Here is a 21450-nt window from a genome sequence, read left to right as displayed (position 1 = left end):
TGCAGATCGGCGGCTTGCGCCGGGAATGTCTTTCCGCTAACGCGAACATCGTGCCGGCTTAGCTCAGCTGGTAGAGCATCTGATTTGTAATCAGAGGGTCGCGGGTTCGAGTCCTGCAGCCGGCACCACTTTTCAGGTCGTGGCAAGATCAAGGATCGCCAGACTTCCCCGAAAGCACCGTAGAGACAGCGCACTCAGCGCTGCGATATCGTGCTAGTCTTGTCCCTGGGGCTTCCTTGCAAGTCGCCGGAAAATGCGGCAAGCCGCTGCCACAGGAAACGCCGTGGCATAGCTCTGAAATCGTATTTCTATGCTCCCTAAGGCCCGCTCAGGAAGGAACGCTCAATGCGTGAAGTTCACCATTTCGTACATGGCAAGGCTGTTGCCGGGACATCCGGCCGGTTCGGCGACATCTACAACCCCAACACGGGCGAAATTCAGGCCCGAGTGGCGCTGGCGACGGCTGCGGAACTGGGGGCGGCTGTCGACGCGGCAAAAGAGGCGCTGCCGGCCTGGGCGAATACCAATCCGCAGCGCCGCGCGCGGGTGATGTTCGAGTTCAAGCGCCTCGTTGAAGCCAATATGGACGAGCTGGCGCATCTGTTGTCTTCCGAGCATGGCAAGGTGATCGCCGATTCCAAGGGCGACGTTCAGCGCGGGCTGGATGTGGTCGAGTTCGCTTGCGGCGTTCCGCACCTTCTGAAGGGCGAATACACCGAGGGCGCCGGACCGGGGATCGACGTATTTTCCATGCGCCAGCCGCTGGGTGTCTGCGCGGGTATCACACCGTTCAACTTTCCAGCCATGATCCCTTGCTGGATGGCTGCAGTGGCCATTGCCTGCGGCAACACATTTATCCTGAAGCCCTCGGAAAAAGACCCGTCGGTGCCGATGCGTCTTGCCGAGCTGATGCTGGAGGCAGGCCTGCCGAAGGGTGTGTTGAATGTCGTGAACGGGGACAAGGTGGCCGTGGACGCCATTCTCACGCACCCCGACATCAAGGCCATCAGCTTTGTTGGTTCGTCCGACATCGCACAATATGTCTACGCCACGGGCACCGCTCACGGGAAGCGTGTGCAGGCTATGGGCGGGGCGAAGAACCACGGCATCATCATGCCGGACGCAAACCTGGAGCAAGCGGTCAAGGACATCGTTGGCGCGGCCTATGGGTCCGCCGGTGAACGCTGCATGGCGCTACCGGTCGCGGTCACCGTTGGCAAGAAAACAGGTGACGAGTTCGTCGAGCGCATGATTGACGCGGCCCGTGCCTTGAAAGTCGGCATCTCTACCGACTCTGAAGCTCATTATGGTCCCGTCGTATCTGCCGCTCATAAGGCAAAGGTGGAAAGCTACATTCAGATGGGCGTGGACGAAGGCGCGAATCTTTTGCTCGATGGTCGCGGATTGACGCTGCAGGGCAATGAAGGTGGCTATTTCATCGGGCCCAACCTGTTCGACAATGTGAAGCCGACCATGAAATCCTATCAGGAAGAAATCTTCGGGCCGGTGCTTCAGGTTGTTCGCGCCGACACGCTTGAGGAGGCGGCGGCGCTGCCTTCCAACCATCAGTATGGCAATGGCTGCGCAATCTTCACCTCTAACGGCCGGGCGGCGCGGGAGTTCGCGGCACAGGTCAATGTCGGGATGGTCGGCGTGAACGTGCCCATTCCTGTGCCGGTTGCGTACCACACATTTGGTGGCTGGAAGCGCTCCGCCTTCGGGGACACGAACCAGCATGGCCCGGAAGGCATCCGCTTCTGGACCAAAATCAAAACCGTTACTCAGCGCTGGCCTGATGGAGACATCGGCGACCAAGCGTTTATCATTCCGACAATGGGATAATCAGATGACAGACTACAAGACGATTACAGTAGAGAAAAAAGGTCGTGTTGCGATTGTAACGCTGAATCGCCCTGAGGCGCTGAATGCTTTGAATGCCGAAGTGATGCGTGACGTTGCCGCGGCCTTTGCGGCGATTGACCGGGACAAAGAAATTGCGGCGAGCGTTCTGACTGGGGCGGGGCGCGCCTTTGCCGCCGGCGCCGACATTAAGGAAATGCAGCCGCAGAGTTTCTCCGATATGTATGTCGAAGACTATTTCGCTGAGTGGGACCGGTTCGCAGCGTGCCGTAAGCCTGTCATCGCGGCGGTCAATGGCTTCGCACTCGGCGGTGGATGCGAACTCGCCATGATGTGCGATCTGATCATCGCCTCTGACAAGGCAAAGTTCGGCCAGCCGGAAATTAAACTTGGCGTGACTCCGGGTATGGGCGGTTCCATTCGTCTGACCAAAGCAGTCGGCAAGGCCAAAGCGATGGATCTGGTCCTTACCGGTCGCATGATAGAGGCAGACGAAGCCGATCGCATCGGGCTCGTTTCGCGCGTGGTGTCGCATGATACGTTGCTGGATGTCGCAGTGAGCGTTGCCACGGAAATTGGTGGCTTTTCCATTCCGTCCATCATGGCTGCAAAAGAAATGGTGTCCCGCGCTCTGGAGTTGCCGACAGCAGAAGGCGTCAAATTCGAACGCCGTCTTTTCCAGGGCCTCTTCGGCACGGCAGACCAGAAGGAAGGCATGAGCGCGTTCAGCGAAAAACGCGCTCCTCAGTTTAAAGACAAGTAGGCACTTAGGTCTCGGGAGGAAACGGCATGGCAAAAATAGCCTTCATCGGGCTCGGCAATATGGGCGGCGGGATGTGCGCCAACCTCATAAAGGCCGGGCATACTGTCGCCGCGTTTGATCTGAATGCGGAAGCGGTCTCGTTGGCCAGCAGCAAAGGAGCGCGCGCGGCAGACACGGTTTCTGATGCGGTGCGCGATGCAGAAGTCGTGGTTTCCATGCTTCCGGCGGGCAAGCATGTGTTGAGCGTTTATTTTGGAGCAGACGGCGTCGCTGCAAATGCGCCCAAGGGCGCAGTGTTGATCGATTGCTCCACGATTGCGGTCACCGATGCACGAGAAGCGCACACCAAGGCGGAAGCTGCCGGCTTCCTGATGGTGGATGCGCCCGTTTCCGGCGGTGTCGCGGCAGCAGAAGCGGGGACGCTGACTTTCATGGCAGGTGGCGAAGAAGCGGCCTTTGCGAAAGCAGAACCGATCCTCAAAGGAATGGGAAAAAATATCTTCCATGCTGGCGGGGCTGGTAACGGCCAGGCTGCAAAGATTGCCAACAACATGCTGTTGGGCATTTCGATGATCGGCACATGCGAGGCCTTTAACCTTGCGGAAAAGTTGGGTCTTGATGCGGAAACCTTCTTCAAGATCTCTTCGGTTTCTTCTGGTCAGTGCTGGTCAATGACCAGTTATTGCCCGGCGCCGGGACCGGTTCAGACAGCGCCTTCCAACCGGGATTACAAGCCCGGATTCGCCGTCGCAATGATGCTGAAGGATCTGCATCTCGCCGCGGACGCCGCCAGGGCTGCGGGCGCTGAGATCCGGGTTGGGGAACTGGCAGAAAGCATCTATCAAAACCTATCCGATCGGGGGTTTGGCGGTCTCGACTTTTCCGGAGTCATGAAAGACCTGAAAGGGCAGCTTTGATCCATGCAGCAGGCTGAAGACTTCCGGGCGGAAAGCCGCGCGCTCCATGCACTGATTTCGCAGACTGCGCCGATACGATATCGCGAGCCGACGCAGTTCAAGGGGTGGGGTATTCACGATGTGCTCCAGCACCTGCATTTCTGGAACCGCATGGCATACCTTCAATTAGCTGATGAAACAGAACTCACCCATCACCTGAAAACAATGGCGACGTCCGGAAAGTCCATGCGCGCCTATGAAAGTGAAGCACTCGCCGGGCTTGATGGGGTCGCGCTCGTTGCTGAATGGCAAAAGCAGTTCGAAGAAACCGCTGACAAGTTCGCCTCGGCAGATCCCAAGGCGCGCTTGAAATGGGCCGGGCCTGAAATGAGTGCACGTTCCTCGATCACGGCGCGGCTGATGGAGACATGGGCGCATGGCCAAGAGGTTTACGATCACCTCGGCGTCGCGCGGAGGAACGAAGATCGTATCGGAAACATTGTCACTTTGGGCGTCAATACGTTTGGCTGGACCTACGCAACGCGGCGCGAGAAGCCGCCGGGCGAGATGCCTTATCTGGTGCTCGCGGCGCCGTCTGGTGCGGTTTGGAGTTATGGTTCGGAAAGCGACTCTGAGCGCATCGAAGGGCTCGCCGAAGAGTTCTGCCAGGTCGTTACCCAAACGCGAAACATCGCGGATACGCAGCTGAAAGTCACCGGCGCCCTCGCTGCTGATTGGATGTCCAAGGCGCAGTGTTTTGCCGGGCCGCCGGCGCAGCCACCAGCGCCAGGCGAGCGGTATAAGAAACCAGTCGCAACCATTTAAAAGACCTCACAGCAAGGAAATCAGACATGTCCATTCTATTGCTCGAAAAGCGTGGCCCGATCGCCATCATGACGCTTAACCGCCCGGAGATGATGAATGCGCTCGGGCAGGAAGGCGATGGACCGGCAGTTGCTGCTGTGTGCGCTGAGATCGCTGCCGACCCGCAAATTCGCTGCGCCGTGCTGACTGGCGCAGGGCGTGCCTTCTCTGCGGGCGGCGATGTCAAAGCGATGAAGGAAAAAACAGGTGCGTTCGGCGGTTCTCCGGCGGACATTCGTGAAGGTTACCGCCGCAACATTCATATGATCGTCCGCTCCCTGTATAATATGGAAACGCCGCTTATCTCCGCGATTAACGGCCCGGCCATCGGACTGGGGTGTGATGTAGCCTGTATGGCGGATATTCGTATCGCGTCGGAAACGGCCAAACTTGGCGTGACCTTCCTGAAGTTGGGTCTTATTCCTGGTGATGGTGGGGCCTGGCTGCTTCCACGTCTTATCGGATCATCTCGGGCAGCGGAGCTGCTCTTCACCGGCGATGTGATCGATGCAAAAACGGCCGCTGAATGGGGCCTCGTGTCGCGCGTTGTACCGGCAGACAAGCTGATGGATGAAGCGATGGCGATGGCGGAAAAGATTGCCGGGCAGCCGCCTCAAGCGTTGCGCCTCGCCAAAACGCTGATGCGTCATGGTACCAATGCTTCCTATGATACGATCATGGAGCTGTCGGCTGCCTCGCAGGCGCTGATGCACGAAACTGAAGATCATATTGAAGGGGTGAATGCGATCCTTGAGAAACGCAATCCCGTCTTCAAAGGCCAATAGTTGCCGGCAGGCAGAACGAAAAGGGCGCGGTGCTCCGCGCCCTTTTTTATTCAGTAGACCACGCCGCTTTCAAACAGCGCAGCAATTTGCGCTTCACTCCGGCCAAGACTGGCCAATACGTCCTTCGTGTGCTGGCCGGGCGCCGGGGAGGGGCCTTTGGGGCCGTCATCCGCACCCGGAAAGCGAACAGGGGACGCGGGGGAAGCGTAAGTGGATCCATCCCCCTTTGCGCTTGGCGTCTGCACAATTGCGCCTGCTGCGAAGGCCTGAGGATCTTTGGAGACATCCGCGAGTGTCTGCACGGGCGCCCAGGCGATTGACTCGGCATCCAGCCGGACTGCCAGCTCCGTCATGTCGTAGGCGCCAAACCCAGCGTCCAGAATGTCCACAACTTCAGCATTGTTTGCGCGGCGCCCTTTGGCGTTGTTGTACTTTGGATCAGTCGCCAGTTCCGGCCGGTTGATCACCCGGCAAAGCGGTGCCCAATCCGTTTCGCCCTGACGCGCAACGATGCAGAACCATTTTTCATCTTTAGTTTTATAGAAGTTCGAGATCGGTACATTTTGTTCGTGGCGGCTCTTGGTCGATGCCACCCGGCCGAAGAAGAGCTGGATCGCGAGGTCCGATCCCATTGTGTAAAGACCGGTGCGGAAGAGGGATGCTTCCACAAGGCGGCCTTTGCCAGTCCGCTGCGCTTCAACGAGGGCGGCGCAAATGCCGGCGGCGGCGGCAATTGACGTGGTGTGGTCGCCGAAAGCCGTGCGCAGGGGGAATGGTTCGTCCCCTTTGGGGATGGTGAGGCTGGCCACACCAGTACGGCTCCAGAAGGAGGCAATGTCGAAGCCGGGGCGATCCGCATCCGGACCTTCCAGCCCATAGCCGGTCAGCGAACAATAAACGAGCTTCGGGTTGAGTTCCTTGAGCGAGTCAAAATCCAATCCGGATCTTGTCAACCCACCGGGGCGGACATTGGTCAGGAATACATCGGCGTCTTTTACCAGTTCACGGATCAATGCCTGACCTTCAGGCTTGCTCGTGTCGATGACAACCGACTTCTTTCCGCGATTGTCAAAGTCAAAGACTGGATTGTCCTGAATGTCCGTTCCGATTGTCCGGAAGAACAGTCGGATAGGATCGCCTCCCGGTGGTTCGATCTTTACGACATCGGCGCCCCAATCCCGCAGGATACAGCCTGCGCCAGGCGCGGCCATGTAGGTGGCATATTCAACGACGCGGATGCCTTCGAGCATTCATGTTCTCCCGGGATGCGCGACCCGGTAGGCCGCTGTTTAACGGGAGTTTAGGGCTGGGTGGGCTATATCGCCAACCCTTGCCGCGAGGGCAGTTCAGCTTGCTTCCGGACGAGACGCAGCGCCCGGCATCTCTGCAAGCGCCCGCGCCTGGCCAACCCAATCATCCCGCTCGATTCTGCCTTTGAAATGCAGCAACTTTTCATCGACATAGGCGACGTCGTCATCGGTCCATTCGGCGATTTGCCAGAAGTAGAAGACACCGACTTCGTGGAGCAATTCAGTCAGGATTGGTCCGACGCCAACGATCTGCGCAAGATCGTCCCCCTCGCCGAAAGCAGCGTGCGTCAGGAGATTGGCCTGATCGTCGGGTTTGCGCGCAGAGGCAATGGCTTCTGACCGGCGGATGGATTCGGCGGGGGAAATGGACCGGGTTGTGCGGGTCGTGGTGCGCGTTTCGTACATGGTCGCTTCAGCCCTCGCGCGGGGTTCCGTTTCGCGGGCAAGATCGCTTCTCGCGCGCAGCATGTGGTGCAGCGCCGTGATACCATACTCGATCGACGTGAGCCGATCTTCCAGAGCGGTCAGGTCTTCGCGGGTGACGTCACCTGCAGGAGGATTATTCACTGCCTCCTGAATGGAGACGAGGCGGCGTTCAAGGGTTTCCAGGCGCGTTTGACTGCGCAGCTCGTTTCGGATGGTGCCGATGGAAGAGTCGAGCGACGCCAATTGTGTGAACACTGGCTCAATATCGGGCCCTCTGCGCGAAGCGACGACCTCCAGATCGGCCTCAATGGCCGCCAGAGTCGCTATCAGTGCATCATTGAGCGGCGTTGTTGCGGCGATGCGCTCCTGAACCAGCGCAAACCTGTCGGCGAGTGAAGCATCGATCTCAGCGAGGCGATTGTGAACGGGATCAAGATCCGGTGTCTCTGGAATTTCAATTCGCGCCACCGCTTGACCGACGGAGGAAACCTCGCCGGCGACGCCGCCGAGACCGGAAGACAGCGCGGCGAGATCAGCTGACAGGCCATTGATCTCTGAGGTCAGCGAGGAAACATCAAGCGCAACTGCCGTTAATGCATCTTTGGAGTCTAGAAGTTCCAGTAGCTCTTCCACGCGTGCGAGGCGTGTTTCCAATGGGCGCAGGTCTACTTCAGGGGGGTGAAGCTCAGACAGGCTGAGGTCGATCCGTGCGAGGCCGCTGTGGACGGGGCCGAGATCGACTTCCGGAATGCGAATGTCTGCGATCTGTTGTTCCAGGCTGCTAAGCCGGTGTTCCAGCGGCGCGAGGTTTGGCCGGCTCGCAGCGATCGTTTCCGACAAGGACATTACGCGAGAATTGACGCTTTCCACGTCTGGCATCTGGATGTTCGACACTTTGGCCGAAACGTCTTTCAAGCCCTGATCGAGGGACTCCAAATGAATGCTGCGGAGCGAGGCAATCGATCCCGACACGGTCGATACGACCTGCTCGATCATGGCGATCCGTTCTTTCAGGATGGCCATATCCGGATCGGGCGTCGCGATCTGCTGCTCTAACTGCAGGAAGCGCTCCCGCAGTGGATCAAAATCCGGTTGGGGCGGCTTATAGGCGGAAAGAGCTGCTGTCAGGCTGGCGTCTATGTCCTCCTTTTTGAGGACTCGGCCATCAGAAATTGCCGTTTCGATCTTCTTGGTGAGCTCTGCATGTGTCTCGGTGACATCTACAAACCGGCGGCGCAGCCACCACCAGGCCAGCGCTGCTCCGAGCGCAGCGGCGACGCACATGAAGAAGAAGATCTGTATATACAGGAACCACATGGTCAGTCTCCGCCAGCAAGCGCGTTGGGGTGGGGCAGGCGGCCGGTCATTCGTCCGGCCTCACAATTCGTATTTCGATGCGCCGGTTTCTGGCGCGGCCTTCTTCGGTCGCATTGTCGCCGACTGGGCGGGACTGCCCAAAGCCAGCCGCAAGCAGGCGTTCAGCGGGCACGCCTCGCTCGATCATGGCTGCGCGAACAGCTTCTGCGCGGCGCAGGCTTAGATCATCATTCAGCAGCGCATTTCCCGTGGTGTCGGTGTGGCCTTCAACACGCAGCGTGCCGGGACAATCGCTGGCTGCGCGGGCGGCAAGATCGAGCACCGCGCCGCTGTTTACATTAAGAACAGTGCTTCCGGGCGCGAACTCTATACGCGCTGCGGCCAGCAAGCGAGCAAGCTCGTCTTCGCAGTTCGCCACCGCTTCAAGGGGTAGGATTTCCACGCGGCCGAATGCGCCGAGCGGAAGGCCTGCGCGCACGGCGCTGCGGATTCCCGGAACTGCGCCATCGTCGGCTTGGCAGCGGAAGCTGAAAGTCTGATCTGCAAAGCTGGCGGTGCCGGTTTCGCATTTGGCGATATTGTCGATTGCGCGTTCGGCGATCGGCGCGAAGCCATCCACTGGCGCGCTGCCCGTCGCTTCAAGGCCATTGACGACCGTGCTCAGGATGGGGGGATGTCGGAGCGCCTCTGCGCGGGCGCCGAGTTCCGACTTCAATGCTTCGCTGGGAACACGGCCACTCAGAGTGAGCGTTCCGGCGGAAAGGCGAAAGAGGAACTCATGTGCGGGCGCTGCGGCAGTAATAGAGTTGGCCTGAGCGGGGGACGCAGGCGCTGTATACTTTGTTTTTATGCGCGTTACGGGACGGGCTTTCCCGAGCCATGTGCTTGTGGCGCCTCCGCGGACTGCATCGACCGCGCGCTGGCCGGCTTCCGGAGAGGGCGGGGTGCCTTCAAGCGTGATCCATTGGCCAGAGGCCTTAGCCCTGGCCCAGGTTTCGCCGGCTTCGGTAAGCTGCCTGTTGGCGACCGACTGCGCGGTGCCCTGAACAGCGGAAAAAGCCAGAGCGGTCCAGCCGAACAACAGCAGCGCTACCAGGCCGGCGATGGGGAAGAAGCCGTAGGGAAAAAAAGGCAAAGAACTAGCTTCGACGCGGACATATTGCCGTGTCGCGGTGATGCTTTGCTTATCCGACTGCGTGGAGTCGACCGACATTCTACCGCCTCTGCTGGTGCCGCTCCTATGGGCGGAGGGGCCCTGCGCCGTGCCCTGAAACTAGCTGAAGTAAAGCCACAATACTCTACGGGCGGCAATACAGGGCATTAATATTCGAGAAACTGAATTATGTTTGCCGGGGTCAGGTAAGTGGCGGTTTTTTATATTGTTTTTTCACCCGCTTTGATGGGCGTGGAGCGCGGATCGCGTTTTGGCTGTCGCTGGCGTGCACCGGATTTGAGAACTGATTCCCTTGCGCTGGTACGTGTGGAAGTTTTCACCACAGAAAGCTTCGCGTAGTGGGGGAAATTGAGCGTCAATATTCGTCGCCGGAGAGTATTGCGCCCAACTTCGCTTCACTATTCAACAGACATTGCAGGTATTTTCGGCGAGTGAGTGTGTGGCGCCGCCCCATCCGTTGAGGGCATGCGCATCTGTGTCGATGTTGCGTATAACCGTGTCATTTTGCGGCAATCTGAGTTCAAATTGATCCCAATCGAGGACGAAGCGAGCCGTTACGTGCACGCTTTCACGACAAATCCAGTCATGCATTCCAGAGGCTTTGGCTGTTCAGCGATACAGGGTGGAAAACGACCGGCAGGGGGAAGAATGCCGGCCCGAACATGTTGCGGTGGCTCTCTTGATCAGGCTGCCGACGTGAAGGCAATCGAGATTGGGTTTGCCTCATAGATACGCAATCCATCGCACCAGAGGGAGCCGCGACCGGTGACGATGCGGCGGCCAGCGTCTTCGGTGATGCTGACGATCTCCATCACTGTGGTGACCTCTTTCTTCTCCGGCGTGACCTGGCCCCGATAGGACCATCTTACCGGCGTGTCGGCGGCGAGCGTTTCGACATGGGCGCCGGGTATATCGGCAGCGATGCCTTTCAGGAGCGATGCGCGCATGAGGAGCTGGACGAGCGCATCGAGGCCGAGAGAGCCGGGCTGGACCGGATCGCCGAAGAAGTGCGCTTTGAAATACCAGGCATAGGGATCGATCGATTGGCGCCCGCGAGCGAGGCCGAGGCCGGACTTGCCGCCGGCGGGATCGAAGAAGTCGACCCGGTCCAGCATCCGGAGCTGGCCGGTGGCGAGGCGCTTGTCTGGCAGCGTGAGATCTTTCGCCGCGCTGGGGAGCGCGAGATAGGATTTATCGATTTGGCCGGCACCTAGCCCGGCCTGACGCACAAGCGCCTGAGCGGGGAAGAAGCCGAAGCGGGTGGCCAAGTCCATCACCGGCTCGCCTGACTTGAGGCGTGCCTTTAGATCGAAGGCGACGATGGTCATCGGTCCGACCTTGGAGAACGAAGACAAGGTTGTATCTACACAGATAGTTCCATCGCGCGGTCTGAGTACGCGATGGACGCGGCCATCGCCCTCAAGGTTCCGGAACCGGTCGCCACCATCAAGCGCAAAGCCACAATGGCTGGCGAGCCAGCCGCAAGGCTGAAGCACGATTTCAGAGAGGACCGAGAAGGGCATCTCACCGTTTTTATTATCCGCGAAATACCAGGCATCCGGCGGTATATCGTACTCCGCTGAGATGGTGGCGCCCGCACGGCGCACGCCAGGGCGGTCCGTCGCGGCAACGACGCGGGACATCATATGGTAGGGCGGCTGCGGCAGGCGGGGAACCTTACCCTCAGTATCAAAACGGCGATACATTTCACCGAACGCGGAAGACGGTGCGCCATTGGCGCAATCGAGCAGGGCAGCATAATCGCCGCGGCTTTCCTTTTCCGGCCCGGTGCGAATGGGGGTGGGGGAGACGCGCGGCTTTGGCCAATGACGGCGGAGCTGGATGCCGAAACGCGGGCAGTAGAAGACCTTGCGGCCATCACTGCGCGCCAGAAGGGAGGCGAACACTTTTGGTGTTTCGCCGTCGATTACTTCATCAATGAAGACTTCATAGGTGAGGTCGTGATCGGCATCCGGAACAACCTGGCCCCGGCAAATGAACTTTGCCGTGTGGCCGGGAACAGGCTCGAACCCATAGCCATCCCGGTCCTGCGTGAGGCCGATTGCGGCGGCGTGAAATTCCAGCGCCTGAACGGCGGCTTCGGCCATCAACGTGCCGGGCATGCATGGGTCGTTGTGGAAATGGCCCTCATAGAACCAAGCAGACTTTGGCGCGTTGGCCCGCGCCTTGAGATAGCCGCGCTTCCACGGGCCGCCGGCAGGGTCGAACTCCGGCGCATCGTCGAAGAAGGCGAGTTTGCCATCGGGCAGATGGGGCGGGAAGGAATGGGCCGCGCACATTTCGAAACCTGCCCCGAAGCAGGCGAACGCATCGCCCCGGCGGAAGGCGCTTACATCTTCCTCCGTGAAGGCGGCCTTGGCGCTGGCGCGATCAATCTGGATTGGCGCCGCATTCGCCGTGGGCGGAGCTTCTCTTTCCGGGGACCAGACGACGCCTTTGCCGGACGCCAGCTCTGCATCGGTGAAGAATCCTGCCTGACCCTGACGGACCGAGAAAGCAGGGCGGCCACCCGCCGTGCAATCATACTGGAAGAAGAACATCCGCACACCTGCAAAGGTGGCGTGCTGGGTAATTTCGATCTGAAATTTCAACGTGTCACCCGCCTCCGGCAGGCCGCCTTCATGGAAGGTGATTTCGCAACCGAGCAGGCGGTAGACACGTTCATCCTTGTTGCGCAGGTCTGCGCCCATCCAGCCGATCAGCGTAAGATCAGCCTGGCCGCATTCGATGAGCGGGCCGGGGCGGATGCGCCCGTTCAACATCATCCAATGATTTTCGGTGAGGTCTGTTTCCGTCCAGATAACGCCTTTGCCGTCCACAAGCGGCTCGGCGTCAATTCCGGTGACCCGGTCCACCAGCAAGAGGGGTGGCGCGGGCAGGCGCACATTGCGCGCATACTGATCTTGCGCCCTGAAAGCGGGGCCAAAGAATTCTGACATCGGGCCGCGCGACGCCGCTTCAATCGTAGGACGTTCCCAAGACTTGCCAATTGGCGCGCGGACTCGAAGTGGCTGGAGGCCGGAAAGTACCGCTTGTGGCGGCGGCGTTTTTGCGGCGTGTGGCGGTGGCGGAAAAGGAATGGGGCCAGTGATGGCAGCGCGCGGCGGCACAGCCAGATAGGCCGGCGCCGGCAAGGCAGGCGCAGCTGGCATGACATTGCCGGCGGGCGAAGCGGGCTGGGCGCGAGGGGGCACCACGGGGGCAGTATACTGCGCGGGGCGCGAGATGGGGGCAGGCGACGACAGCGGCCATGGATGGGCGCGGGCCGTGTCCAGCCGTTCGGCAATCCGGTCGATGCGGACATGATGGCCTGCGGCGAACAGGGTGGCGCAGAGCCGGGCAAGCTGAGTTAGGTCTGCGCTTTCAACCTCATCCGTCGCGACTGCAAGGTGAGGCTTGCCCTGCAGGGTCAAGCGGATCGACTGGGTGAGGGAGTCCCTCGGGCCAAGTTCGACAAAGGTCCGCACACCATCTTCCCAAGCCTGGCGCACCGTCGCCGGGAAATCCACCGTGGCAACGGCCTGACGGGTCAGCATGTCGGCCACTTTGGCTTTGGTGGGCGTGTAGGCGGCGTTGATGGCGTTGGCGTAAAGCCGCGGGCCATTCTCGATGCGCGAGACGGGCCGCGTGTGAAGCGCGCGCCACTTTTCCGCAAAGGGCTGCATGGCGCTGGCATGGACGATGAGATGCTGGTGCATCAGGGCGCCCGCGCCTTTGCCGAGCGACTCCGCGATGGCGCGGCAGGCCTCAGCAGGGCCGCCAATCATAGAATCCAAATCCGAATAGATGATCGTGATCTCGACATTCGGATAAGCGGCGACGGCTTTGCGGACCTCGGCGATGGGGGCGCGCAGGCGCCAGTTGGTCCAGCCGGAGGGGACGTTCGGCCCCCAGGCTTCCCTGGCCGTTTCAAAGTCGCCGCCCAGATGGCGCTCATACATTGCGGCGTTGGAAATATCCGTGAGCAGGCCGCCCATATCTTTCCAGTAGCCAAAGGCGAAGAGGGCGTTGCTTTCGCCCAGCGACAGGCCGAGCGCGGCGGTGGGCTGAAGCTCCAGCACATCGCGCAGGAGGATGGCATGGGCCTGCGTGACGAGGCTGACGGCGCAGAGCTGTTCAAACTCGGACAGCGAGGACTTTGCCAGCAGCGGCGTCATGGCGGCAGCGACTGGGATTTCCGCGAGTTTGGCGGAAATTTCCGGGAAAGCGGAGAGAAGCCCGCGCGCCATGCGGGGATAGGAGGCGGCAGAGCCGGTGAAGGCGAAGGCGAGTTCGCCTTCCGGCGCGCCCTGGCCGTAGAAGATGCCGTCTCCGGCGGGAACGGCGCCGGAAGCGAGGGCGTTGATGGCGCGGCCCTTCAGTTCACTGAGGTGTTCGGCGCTGGTAGCAACGAGCACGATGCGGTGTTTGCCTTTACCGCCGGGTTTGCCGCTTTCGAGCTTCCTTGCGAGGGCGGCGGGGCTCGCGCCAATCGCCCAGAAGAGGAATGGTGTTGGGCGCAGCATGTCGGGCGAGGGGCGAACTGGGGCGGGTGTAAAGGTGGCGCCGCAAGCGTTGAAAGCGGGGGGCGGGTCTGCAAGTGCGGGGGCTGCGATTGTCTCGCTAGTGGAAGGGGCGAGGCCACGGGCGGCTAGTGCAAGCTGGGCTGCGGCGGCGAACAGGCCTTCGGCGATTGGCGCGGCGCCATAGGCCGCGCGGATCAAGTTGTTTGGCGGTTGGGGCATTCCGGCCCAGTTGATGGCGGAAACGCCGCCATAGATCGGGTCACCATCTTCCTCGGCGTCTTCGCGGCGCTTTAGAACGAGTGCAGCAGCCAGGTCCGCAGGCGGATGGATTGCGGCGTGGGCAGCGACGGTTTCCGTGGCGAAGTCAGCTGAGGCGACGACGGCAAGGGAGAGGTCACCGCTGCGCAAGGCGTCGCAGGCCGCGTCGAGCGCCGCCATGCCAGAGCGTGCGCCTGCCGCGATGGCGAAGCCGCGGGCGCGGAAATCTTCCGACACAGTGAGGCGATTGGCGGTCATGTTCGCCATTGCGCCAAGGACATCGGCGGCGACGAGGGGAGGGGCGATGGCGTTGAGCGCCGCGTCTGTTGCGCCTTCCGACGCGACACGCTCGCGGAGCAGCCAACGAGCGGCATCATTGGCGCAGCGCACACCGGTGAATACGCCGCAGGCTTCCGGGGCAGGGCGGGCGACGCCTTCGAGTGCGGCGGCGGCGACATCGAGGATAGCGAGCTGCTGGGGCTCGGCGCGCAGCAGGTCTGCCGGGGGCGTGCGGGCGCGGATGGGATCGGCGCCAACAGTGGAAGCGGCGGGCGCAGGCTGAAGCGGCGCGTTCATCAGGCGGCGGAGGACCGCGCGCTGGCCTCTGTCCGGTCCCGCCAGGAGGCCGATGCCGCAGATGACGATGTCGCACCTGTCGGCGGACGGTAGAGTGGCACCGCTTACATAGCCTGTGGTCGGCTGGTGCTGTTCCAGGATGAGGTGGGAGTTGTTGCCGCCGAAGCCAAAATTGCTGATGGCTGCGCGGCGGGGCGCGGCTTTGGCCGCCCAGATTTCGGCCTCGCCAAGCGGTGTGAGGCCGGTTTCGGAAAGGGCCGGGAGGAGGGCGCCATCCAGTGGCATCGCGGGCAGAATCTTGCGGCGCATGGCGCCGGTGAGCTTCAGGAGGCTGGCGAGACCGGCAACGGTGATGAGGTGGCCGGTGTTGGCCTTGAGCGATCCGGTTGGCAGGCGTCGGTTGCCGAAGACGCCAGCCGACGCGCGCACTTCCACGCCATCGCCCACAGGCGTGCCGGTGGCGTGGCACTCAAGGAAATCGACAGAGGCCGGATCAATGCCCGCCATCGTATAGGCGCGGCGCATGGCTTCGGTCTGGCCGCCGGCGTCGGGCGCGAGAAGACCCTTGCGACGCCCGTCATTGGAGAGGCCGATGCCGCGAATGATGCCGTGGACGGTTTCGCCTGTCTTCACGTCTGACAGGCGTTTGAGGATGACGGCGGCGGCGCCCTCGGACGGAACGAGCCCGTCTGCGCCTTCGATGAAGGGGCGGGAACGACCGGTGGGGCTGAGCGCTTTGAGGGCGCTGAAGCCGATATGGAGGATCAGATTGTCAGCGGCATTTACGCCGGCGACAGCGGCGATGTCGATCTGGTGGCTGGCGAGTTTGCGGCAGGCGATTTCGAGCGCGTAGAGCGAGGACGCGCAGGCGGCGTCGAGCGCAAGAACCGGGCCAGTGGCGCCGATATGTTCGGCGATGAGGCGGGCAGGGTAGGCGCTGTTTTGCGTATCTGTGAGGGGGCGGTTGGTTCTGCCTGTCTGCCAGATGTCGGCAGCGTATTCGGCTTTGGCGCGGCTGGGATAGAGCAAGTTTGCCAGGATGACAGCGCGGCGCTCCGGGGCAATGCCTTCGGCCTGAACCTTCGACCAGGCGTCGCTCACGGCTTTGAGGGGCCAGCGGCAGACGGGATCCAGCGCAGCATTGAGGGACGCAGGTTCATCAATGAGGCCAGACACCCAGGATGGATTGCCGGTGCCGCGGTCTTTCAGGCCAAGTCTATCGGCAGGGACACGGCGTGTGACGATGCGCTTTTCCGTGACGATCGACCAAAGCTCGTCCGGCGTTTGGGCGCCGGGGAGAATGCAGCCTTCGGCAATAATCGCGATTGGCTCGAAGGCACTCATTCTTCACTCCAGACAGTGCCGACAATCAGTTCGACATCGGACGGATCGCCGGCGAGAAGCTCGTGGGCGAAAATGCGGGCGCCTTCGGCCAGCGGGATAAGGGGGACGCCCTGTTCCTTGAAATGGCTCGCAAGGGTCGCGTCCACCATGCCGCCTTCCCATGGCCCCCAATCGAAGACTTTCACGCGCGCCTGTGGCAAATCGGCGGCCAGCGCCCGGCCGGCATTGGCGAGGATGGCGTTCGCCATGGCGTAGTCGGACTGGCCGCGATTGCCGAAGAAGGCGGAGGCGGACGAGAAGAGGCCGACATGGCGCAATGCGGAGAGGTCGAGCCGGGAAAGGAGATGGAACAAGCCTTCGGCTTTTGGCGCGAACACGCGGGCAAGTTCGTCTTCAGTTTTCTCTTCGACGAGACGGTCAGCGATGATGCCGGCGCCGTGAACAAGACCGGTGATCGCGCCATATTTACTCTGGATCACGGCAAGGACCGCTTCGACAGATGCCGCGTTGGACGTATCCATCGGCATATAAACCGCCTGGCCGCCAGCGGTGCGAATGTCTGCGAGCGTTGCGCGGATCTCCAAGCCAGCGATGGCCGCGCGGGCCGCTTTGTCGATTGCGGCGGGCGAGGGTTTTTCTCCGCGCTTTACGGCGGAGGTGGCCATCAGGCCTCGGAGCGCTTTCAGATCGGACGTTTCCGGAACGCCTTCTGGCCAAGCTGTTTCAGCGGAGCGCCCGGCGAGAATGAACGTGCCGCCGGCGTGGCGGGCGAATTCGATCGCGCAGGATGCTGTTACGCCGCGCGCGCCACCCGTGACAAGCCACAGACCTTGTGGAGACGATGCGATCGGACGAGGCGAGACAAGCTCCCCGAGGACGGCCCGGCGGGCGAGACCATCAGCGGAGAGCCACAGGTCTTCGGATGTATTGCCAAGCCAGCTGATGAGGTTCTCAGCCGGAACGGCGTCTATCAATGACCAACAGATAGACTGGCATTCAGGCCATTCACGGCGCAGCGTGCGGGAGAGGCCCTCCAGGCCGGAGGTGGCAGACGCTTGCTGGAGGAAGACGAGCGAGGCGCCGGACTTGCGTGCCTGACGCGCGGCGCTAAGTGCCGACCAGTGGCGGGAGGTGACGCTGCCTTCTGCAAGGGCTTCGGTGAAAAGCACATAAGGCGCCGCGCCGCTGGGCGATGTGACGATGGACGCTATCATGCCGGTTTGGGCAAAGGCGCCGGCGATGGCGGCGGCGGCATTCGGCTCGGCGTTCGTAATCTCAATCGACCCGATATTGGAGTGGCCGGACTGGGGGACAACAACTTCCCAACGCGCTGCGCGCACGTCGCAAGCGTAGGGTGGGAGATTGGGTTCAGACCGGTCGGGACGGGGGGCGGAAGGAGCCGGCCCTCCATCCCTCAGGCAAAAAAATCGGCGATCTTCCGAATGGAGCGCAGCTCTGCGATGTCTTCCGGATCAACCTCCGGGAGGGAAGGGAAGCGGTCGCGGAGTGCCGATAGGATCTCGACCTGTTTGATGGAGTCGACGCCGAGTTCGCCCTCAAGGTCCATATCGTCCTCAAGCATGTCCGTCGGGTAACCCGTTTTCTCTGCGATCAGCGCACGGACAACATCGGCGGAGACGCCGCTTCCGTTGACCTGGGCGGGCGCAGCGACTGGTGCGGCCTGTGGCATTGGCGCTGATGTGGTGACCGGCTTTTGCGGCGCAGGCGACGAGCCGGAGATCATCGCGGCAATTGCCGAGATGGTTCTCAGTTCCACCAGCTTTTCGGGCTCGATCTCCGGCAGTTCCGGCATACGGTCACGCAGCGTGGAGAGGATTTCGACCTGTTTGATGGAGTCGACGCCGAGTTCGCCTTCCAGGTCCATGTCGGGCTCGAGCATGTCTTCGGGGTAACCAGTCTTCTCCGAAATAATTGCGCGCACAATGGCGATGGGATCGGCATGGCTTACGGCTTTTGTGGCGGACTGCGGCGCAGGCATCGGCGCTACATTTACGATGGGCGCCGGCGCGGGAGCGGCGTGGCCGTTTGTGTAGGGCTTGGCGGCAGCGGGGGCGGGTGCTGCAGCAGGCCTGGACGCCGGTGCGTTCGCAACGATGGGGGCTTGAGATGGGGCGGGCGCAGCGACGGGGCGCGGCGGCGGAAGGGCTGGAGTTGCCACAGGCGCAGCGACGATACGGGCGCTGCCCAGGATCGACGCGGCGGCGTTGAGATAGGCCGTGTGCGCAGCTGCGGTCGTTTGCAGATAATCCTGATGGCGCTGGGAAACTTCTTGCCAAATGCGCTCCACCGCGCTGGCGGGCGCCGCATATTCAGTATGCTCTGCCGGATATTGGGATGCAGGATCGGGCGTTCGGGGCAGATCGGGCATGGGAGGCGAGATCCTTTCTGGATAAGCGGCGGCGACTGGCTGGGAGGCGGTGGGGGACTGTTGAGGTGCGGCGGCAGACTTGCTGCCGATAGGATTTGGCGGCGTGCGGCCCGCCGCGCCTTCTTTGGGCGGGTAGGGCCGGTCATGGTTCGCGCCGGTCAGCATCACGGCGTGACGTGACGGCGCTGGCTTTGGCGTTGGCGCCGGCGCGTCAGCCAGAAGGGCATCGAAGTCGAGCGAGAGACCGGCCACGCTGAGCGCGCCGAGCGCCGAGAGGAATTGCGTGACGCCGTTGACGCGCTTGTTGTCCAGCGGGACAGCGAGATAGTCCCTGTCGCCCAGCGTATCGGCAACGAGGCCGCTGACGACATTGCCGGGACCGATCTCAACGAAGATGCGCGCGCCGGCGGCATACATCGCTTCAACCTCTTCCCGGAAACGGACGGGCGTGGCGACCTGGGAGGCGATTTCGCCGGAGAGGTCCGCTGCCTTCGCTTTGTAGGGCGCAGCAGTGGCGTTGGCGTAAACCGTAAGGCGCGGCTTCTTGATCTTGAGGCCGCTCAGAACCTCCCTGAACGGATAGACTGCCGGGCTGACGACGCTGGAATGGAAGGCGGTTGCCACTGGGAGGCGGCGGGCCTTGATGCCACGCTCGGAGATCAGCGTTTCGGCTTTCTGGATCGCGGCGACTGGGCCGGAGAGAACAACCTGGCTGGGGCCGTTGTCATTGGCGATCACGAGATCGCCGCCGACCTGATCGACGAGGCTACGTATGGCGCTCGCTTCGCACTGGACCGCCAGCATGGCGCCTTCATTGGAGGCGGCGGCGTCCGCCATGGCCCGGCCGCGCGCGGCGGCAATGGTGAGCGCAGTTTCCGCGTCAAAGGCGCCACCATAGTGAAGGGCCATGATTTCGCCGAAGGAGTGGCCGCCGGTCATGTCCGCTTCAAGGCCAATGCTTTGGATGAGCGCGAGATGGGACAGCGCGACGGTCGCAATGGCGGGCTGGGCATGTTCCATCGCCGTGAGACGACGCGTCTGATTGCCAAACTCGACCTGATCGAATGCCGATGGCGGGAACGCTAGCCGATGCAGCTTCAGCGCGCCGGTGACCGGATGGCTGGCGGCAAGATCCCAGGCAGCGCGAGCGGCGGGGAGCGCCATCGCAAGGTCCGCCCCCATGCCCGTATACTGACTGCCTTGCCCCGAGAACAGGAACGCGATCTTGCTCGGCGCGGAGGGCGCCAGCGACAGATTGCAACCTTGTGGCAAGGGTGCGCGGCCCGCCGAGCCATCCGAGATTTGAGCGGCGAGGCGCTGTGCCTTGGCTGCAAAGTCTTCAGGCGACGTGGCGGCAATGGCAGCGCGCACGGGCGCGTCAGCGCTGAAGCGTTTGAGGGTGGATTCTGAAGCCGCGGCGAAGGCGTCTTCGGTGAGCGGCGCTGTCGCGGCTGCGGCGAGACTATCCGCCAGTTCTGCCGGAGAGTTTGCATTGTAGAGGAACAGTTCCGCCGGGAAGACACGCGCCGGTTTTGCGGCGTTAGGGCCGGTGTATTCCTCAAGCGTGACGTGGAAGTTGCTGCCGCCGAAGCCGAAGGAACTGACAGAAGCGCGGCGGGGGCGATTGCCCGGCGTGATCCAGGGGCGTGCTTCGGTGTTTACATAGAAACAGTTGCTGTCGCGGATGGCGTCGGCAGGCTCTTCGATCTTGATCGTGGGCGGAAGGACTTTGCGGCGCAGTGCTTCGACTGCCTTGAGCAAGCTGGCCGAGCCTGCGGCGGCTTTGGTGTGGCCGATCTGAGATTTGACCGAGCCAACGGCGCACCAGGGACCCCCAGCGACTGCCTTCTCGCCAAAGACGAGGTGCAGGCCTTCAATCTCTGCCTTGTCGCCCGCCTTGGTGCCTGTGCCATGGGCTTCGACGAGATCGACCGTTTCCGGACCATAGCCCGCCTGCTCGTAAGTGTGCCGCAGGGCGCGGGCCTGTCCAGCGGGCAGGGGCGTGTAGATGGCAGTGCCCTTGCCATCAGACGCGCCACCAAGGCCACAGATGACGGCGTGGATCGTGTTGCCATCACGCTCTGCATCTTCAAGGCGGCGCAACGCCAGCATGCCGATGCCTTCGCCCAGCATGGTGCCGTCCGAGGCGTTGGAGAAGGGACGGCAATCTCCGGTCGGCGAGAGTGCCGGCGTCTTGGAGAAGCACATGAACATCAGAATGTCGTTCAACGCGTCGACACCGCCGGTGAGCACCATGTCAGAATCGCCAGCGCGCAATTCGTGCATGGCGATCTGGAGCGCGGAGAGACTGGAGGCGCAGGCTGCGTCGGTAACGTAGTTGCTGCCGCCAAGGTCGAGGCGGTTGGCAATACGTCCGGCGACGACATTGCCCAGCAGGCCGGGGAAGGTGCTTTCCTTCCACTCGGCGTAATGGCTTTCAATGCGCCGGGCGATGTCCTGAACCTGATCTTCCGGGAGACCGGCCTGGCGCATGGCATTGACCCAGGCCGGGCGTTGGAGACGGCCAGCCATGTGGGCTGTCAGTTCGGTGGCAGACGCAACACCGAGGACAACACTTGTTCGTGAGCGGTCAATGCGGCCATTGCTGTCTCGCTCGGCATCATCCAGCGTCATCTTTGCGGCGATGAGGGCGAGGAGTTGCGCTGTGTCCGTGGTCTGAAGAGCAGCAGGCGGGATGCCGAACGCCATTGGATCGAAAGCGACCGGCGACAGGAAGCCGCCACGCCGGCCGTAAGTGCGGTCCGGCGTCAGGGGATTGGCGTCGTAATAGTCCTCAAGCAGCCAATGCGTTGGCGGCGTATCGCTGAGCAGGTCGCGGCCTTCAAAGATATCGCGCCAAAAGCCGGTCGTATCTCCCCGACCGGGGAAGATTGCGCCCATGCCGACGATGGCAATCGGCGTTGCGGGAATTGCGGGTCCGGATTTACGCGTCTCAGCCATA

General features: G+C 61.9%; 11 protein-coding genes and 1 tRNA gene. 6 read left to right on the top strand and 6 right to left on the bottom strand.

Annotation, left to right across the window (positions count from 1 at the left end; translation table 11 throughout):
• Nucleotides 1-52: 52 nt before the first annotated feature.
• The 6 genes from K1X12_RS12120 to K1X12_RS12095 all read left to right on the top strand — a co-directional run bounded on the left by K1X12_RS12120 (nucleotide 53) and on the right by K1X12_RS12095 (nucleotide 5168).
• Nucleotides 53-128, top strand: a tRNA-Thr gene (locus tag K1X12_RS12120).
• Between the two features lie 217 nt (nucleotides 129-345).
• The gene (locus K1X12_RS12115) at nucleotides 346-1842 is read left to right on the top strand and encodes a CoA-acylating methylmalonate-semialdehyde dehydrogenase (protein ID WP_220987832.1); all 1497 of its coding nucleotides are present in this window, start codon (nucleotides 346-348) and stop codon (nucleotides 1840-1842) included.
• 4 nt (nucleotides 1843-1846) lie between these two features.
• Nucleotides 1847-2623, top strand: a complete 777-nt coding sequence (locus tag K1X12_RS12110; protein WP_220988885.1) for an enoyl-CoA hydratase — start codon at nucleotides 1847-1849, stop codon at nucleotides 2621-2623.
• A gap of 26 nt (nucleotides 2624-2649) precedes the next feature.
• Nucleotides 2650-3540 carry a 3-hydroxyisobutyrate dehydrogenase gene (mmsB, locus tag K1X12_RS12105; protein WP_220987831.1) on the top strand — a complete coding sequence of 297 codons (891 nt, stop codon included), beginning with the start codon at nucleotides 2650-2652 and terminating at the stop codon, nucleotides 3538-3540.
• A gap of 3 nt (nucleotides 3541-3543) precedes the next feature.
• Entirely contained in the window at nucleotides 3544-4344 is an 801-nt protein-coding gene (locus tag K1X12_RS12100) for a TIGR03084 family metal-binding protein (protein WP_220987830.1), read from the top strand.
• A gap of 26 nt (nucleotides 4345-4370) precedes the next feature.
• A complete protein-coding gene (locus K1X12_RS12095; RefSeq protein ID WP_220987829.1) occupies nucleotides 4371-5168 on the top strand; it encodes a crotonase/enoyl-CoA hydratase family protein in 798 nt (265 codons plus the stop codon).
• A gap of 50 nt (nucleotides 5169-5218) precedes the next feature.
• Here the strand turns inward: K1X12_RS12095 and K1X12_RS12090 are convergent, their stop codons facing one another.
• The 6 genes from K1X12_RS12090 to K1X12_RS12065 all read right to left on the bottom strand — a co-directional run bounded on the left by K1X12_RS12090 (nucleotide 5219) and on the right by K1X12_RS12065 (nucleotide 21449).
• Nucleotides 5219-6418: a CaiB/BaiF CoA transferase family protein gene (locus tag K1X12_RS12090; RefSeq protein ID WP_220987828.1), complete on the bottom strand. Its 1200-nt coding sequence runs from the start codon at nucleotides 6416-6418 to the stop codon at nucleotides 5219-5221.
• Between the two features lie 96 nt (nucleotides 6419-6514).
• Complete coding sequence (locus tag K1X12_RS12085; RefSeq protein WP_220987827.1) at nucleotides 6515-8221, bottom strand: helix-hairpin-helix domain-containing protein; 1707 nt, start codon at nucleotides 8219-8221, stop codon at nucleotides 6515-6517.
• Between the two features lie 46 nt (nucleotides 8222-8267).
• The gene (locus tag K1X12_RS12080) at nucleotides 8268-9434 is read right to left on the bottom strand and encodes an OmpA family protein (protein WP_220987826.1); all 1167 of its coding nucleotides are present in this window, start codon (nucleotides 9432-9434) and stop codon (nucleotides 8268-8270) included.
• Between the two features lie 644 nt (nucleotides 9435-10078).
• Nucleotides 10079-16099 (bottom strand): beta-ketoacyl synthase N-terminal-like domain-containing protein, encoded by a 6021-nt coding sequence (locus K1X12_RS12075; protein WP_220987825.1) that lies wholly within the window; start codon nucleotides 16097-16099, stop codon nucleotides 10079-10081.
• Nucleotides 16096-17439, bottom strand: coding sequence for an SDR family NAD(P)-dependent oxidoreductase (locus K1X12_RS12070; RefSeq protein ID WP_220987824.1), 1344 nt, complete (start codon nucleotides 17437-17439; stop codon nucleotides 16096-16098). The genes K1X12_RS12075 and K1X12_RS12070 overlap by 4 nt, the downstream gene beginning before the upstream one ends.
• A 74-nt stretch (nucleotides 17440-17513) precedes the next feature.
• On the bottom strand, nucleotides 17514-21449 hold the full coding sequence (locus K1X12_RS12065; RefSeq protein ID WP_220987823.1) for a type I polyketide synthase: 3936 nt from the start codon (nucleotides 21447-21449) through the stop codon (nucleotides 17514-17516).
• Nucleotide 21450: the final 1 nt, after the last annotated feature.

Source organism: Hyphomonas sediminis (assembly GCF_019679475.1).
Lineage (GTDB): Bacteria > Pseudomonadota > Alphaproteobacteria > Caulobacterales > Hyphomonadaceae > Hyphomonas > Hyphomonas sediminis.
Note: the sequence above shows the minus strand (reverse complement) of the source record. Positions and strands in the feature narration are given on the sequence as shown.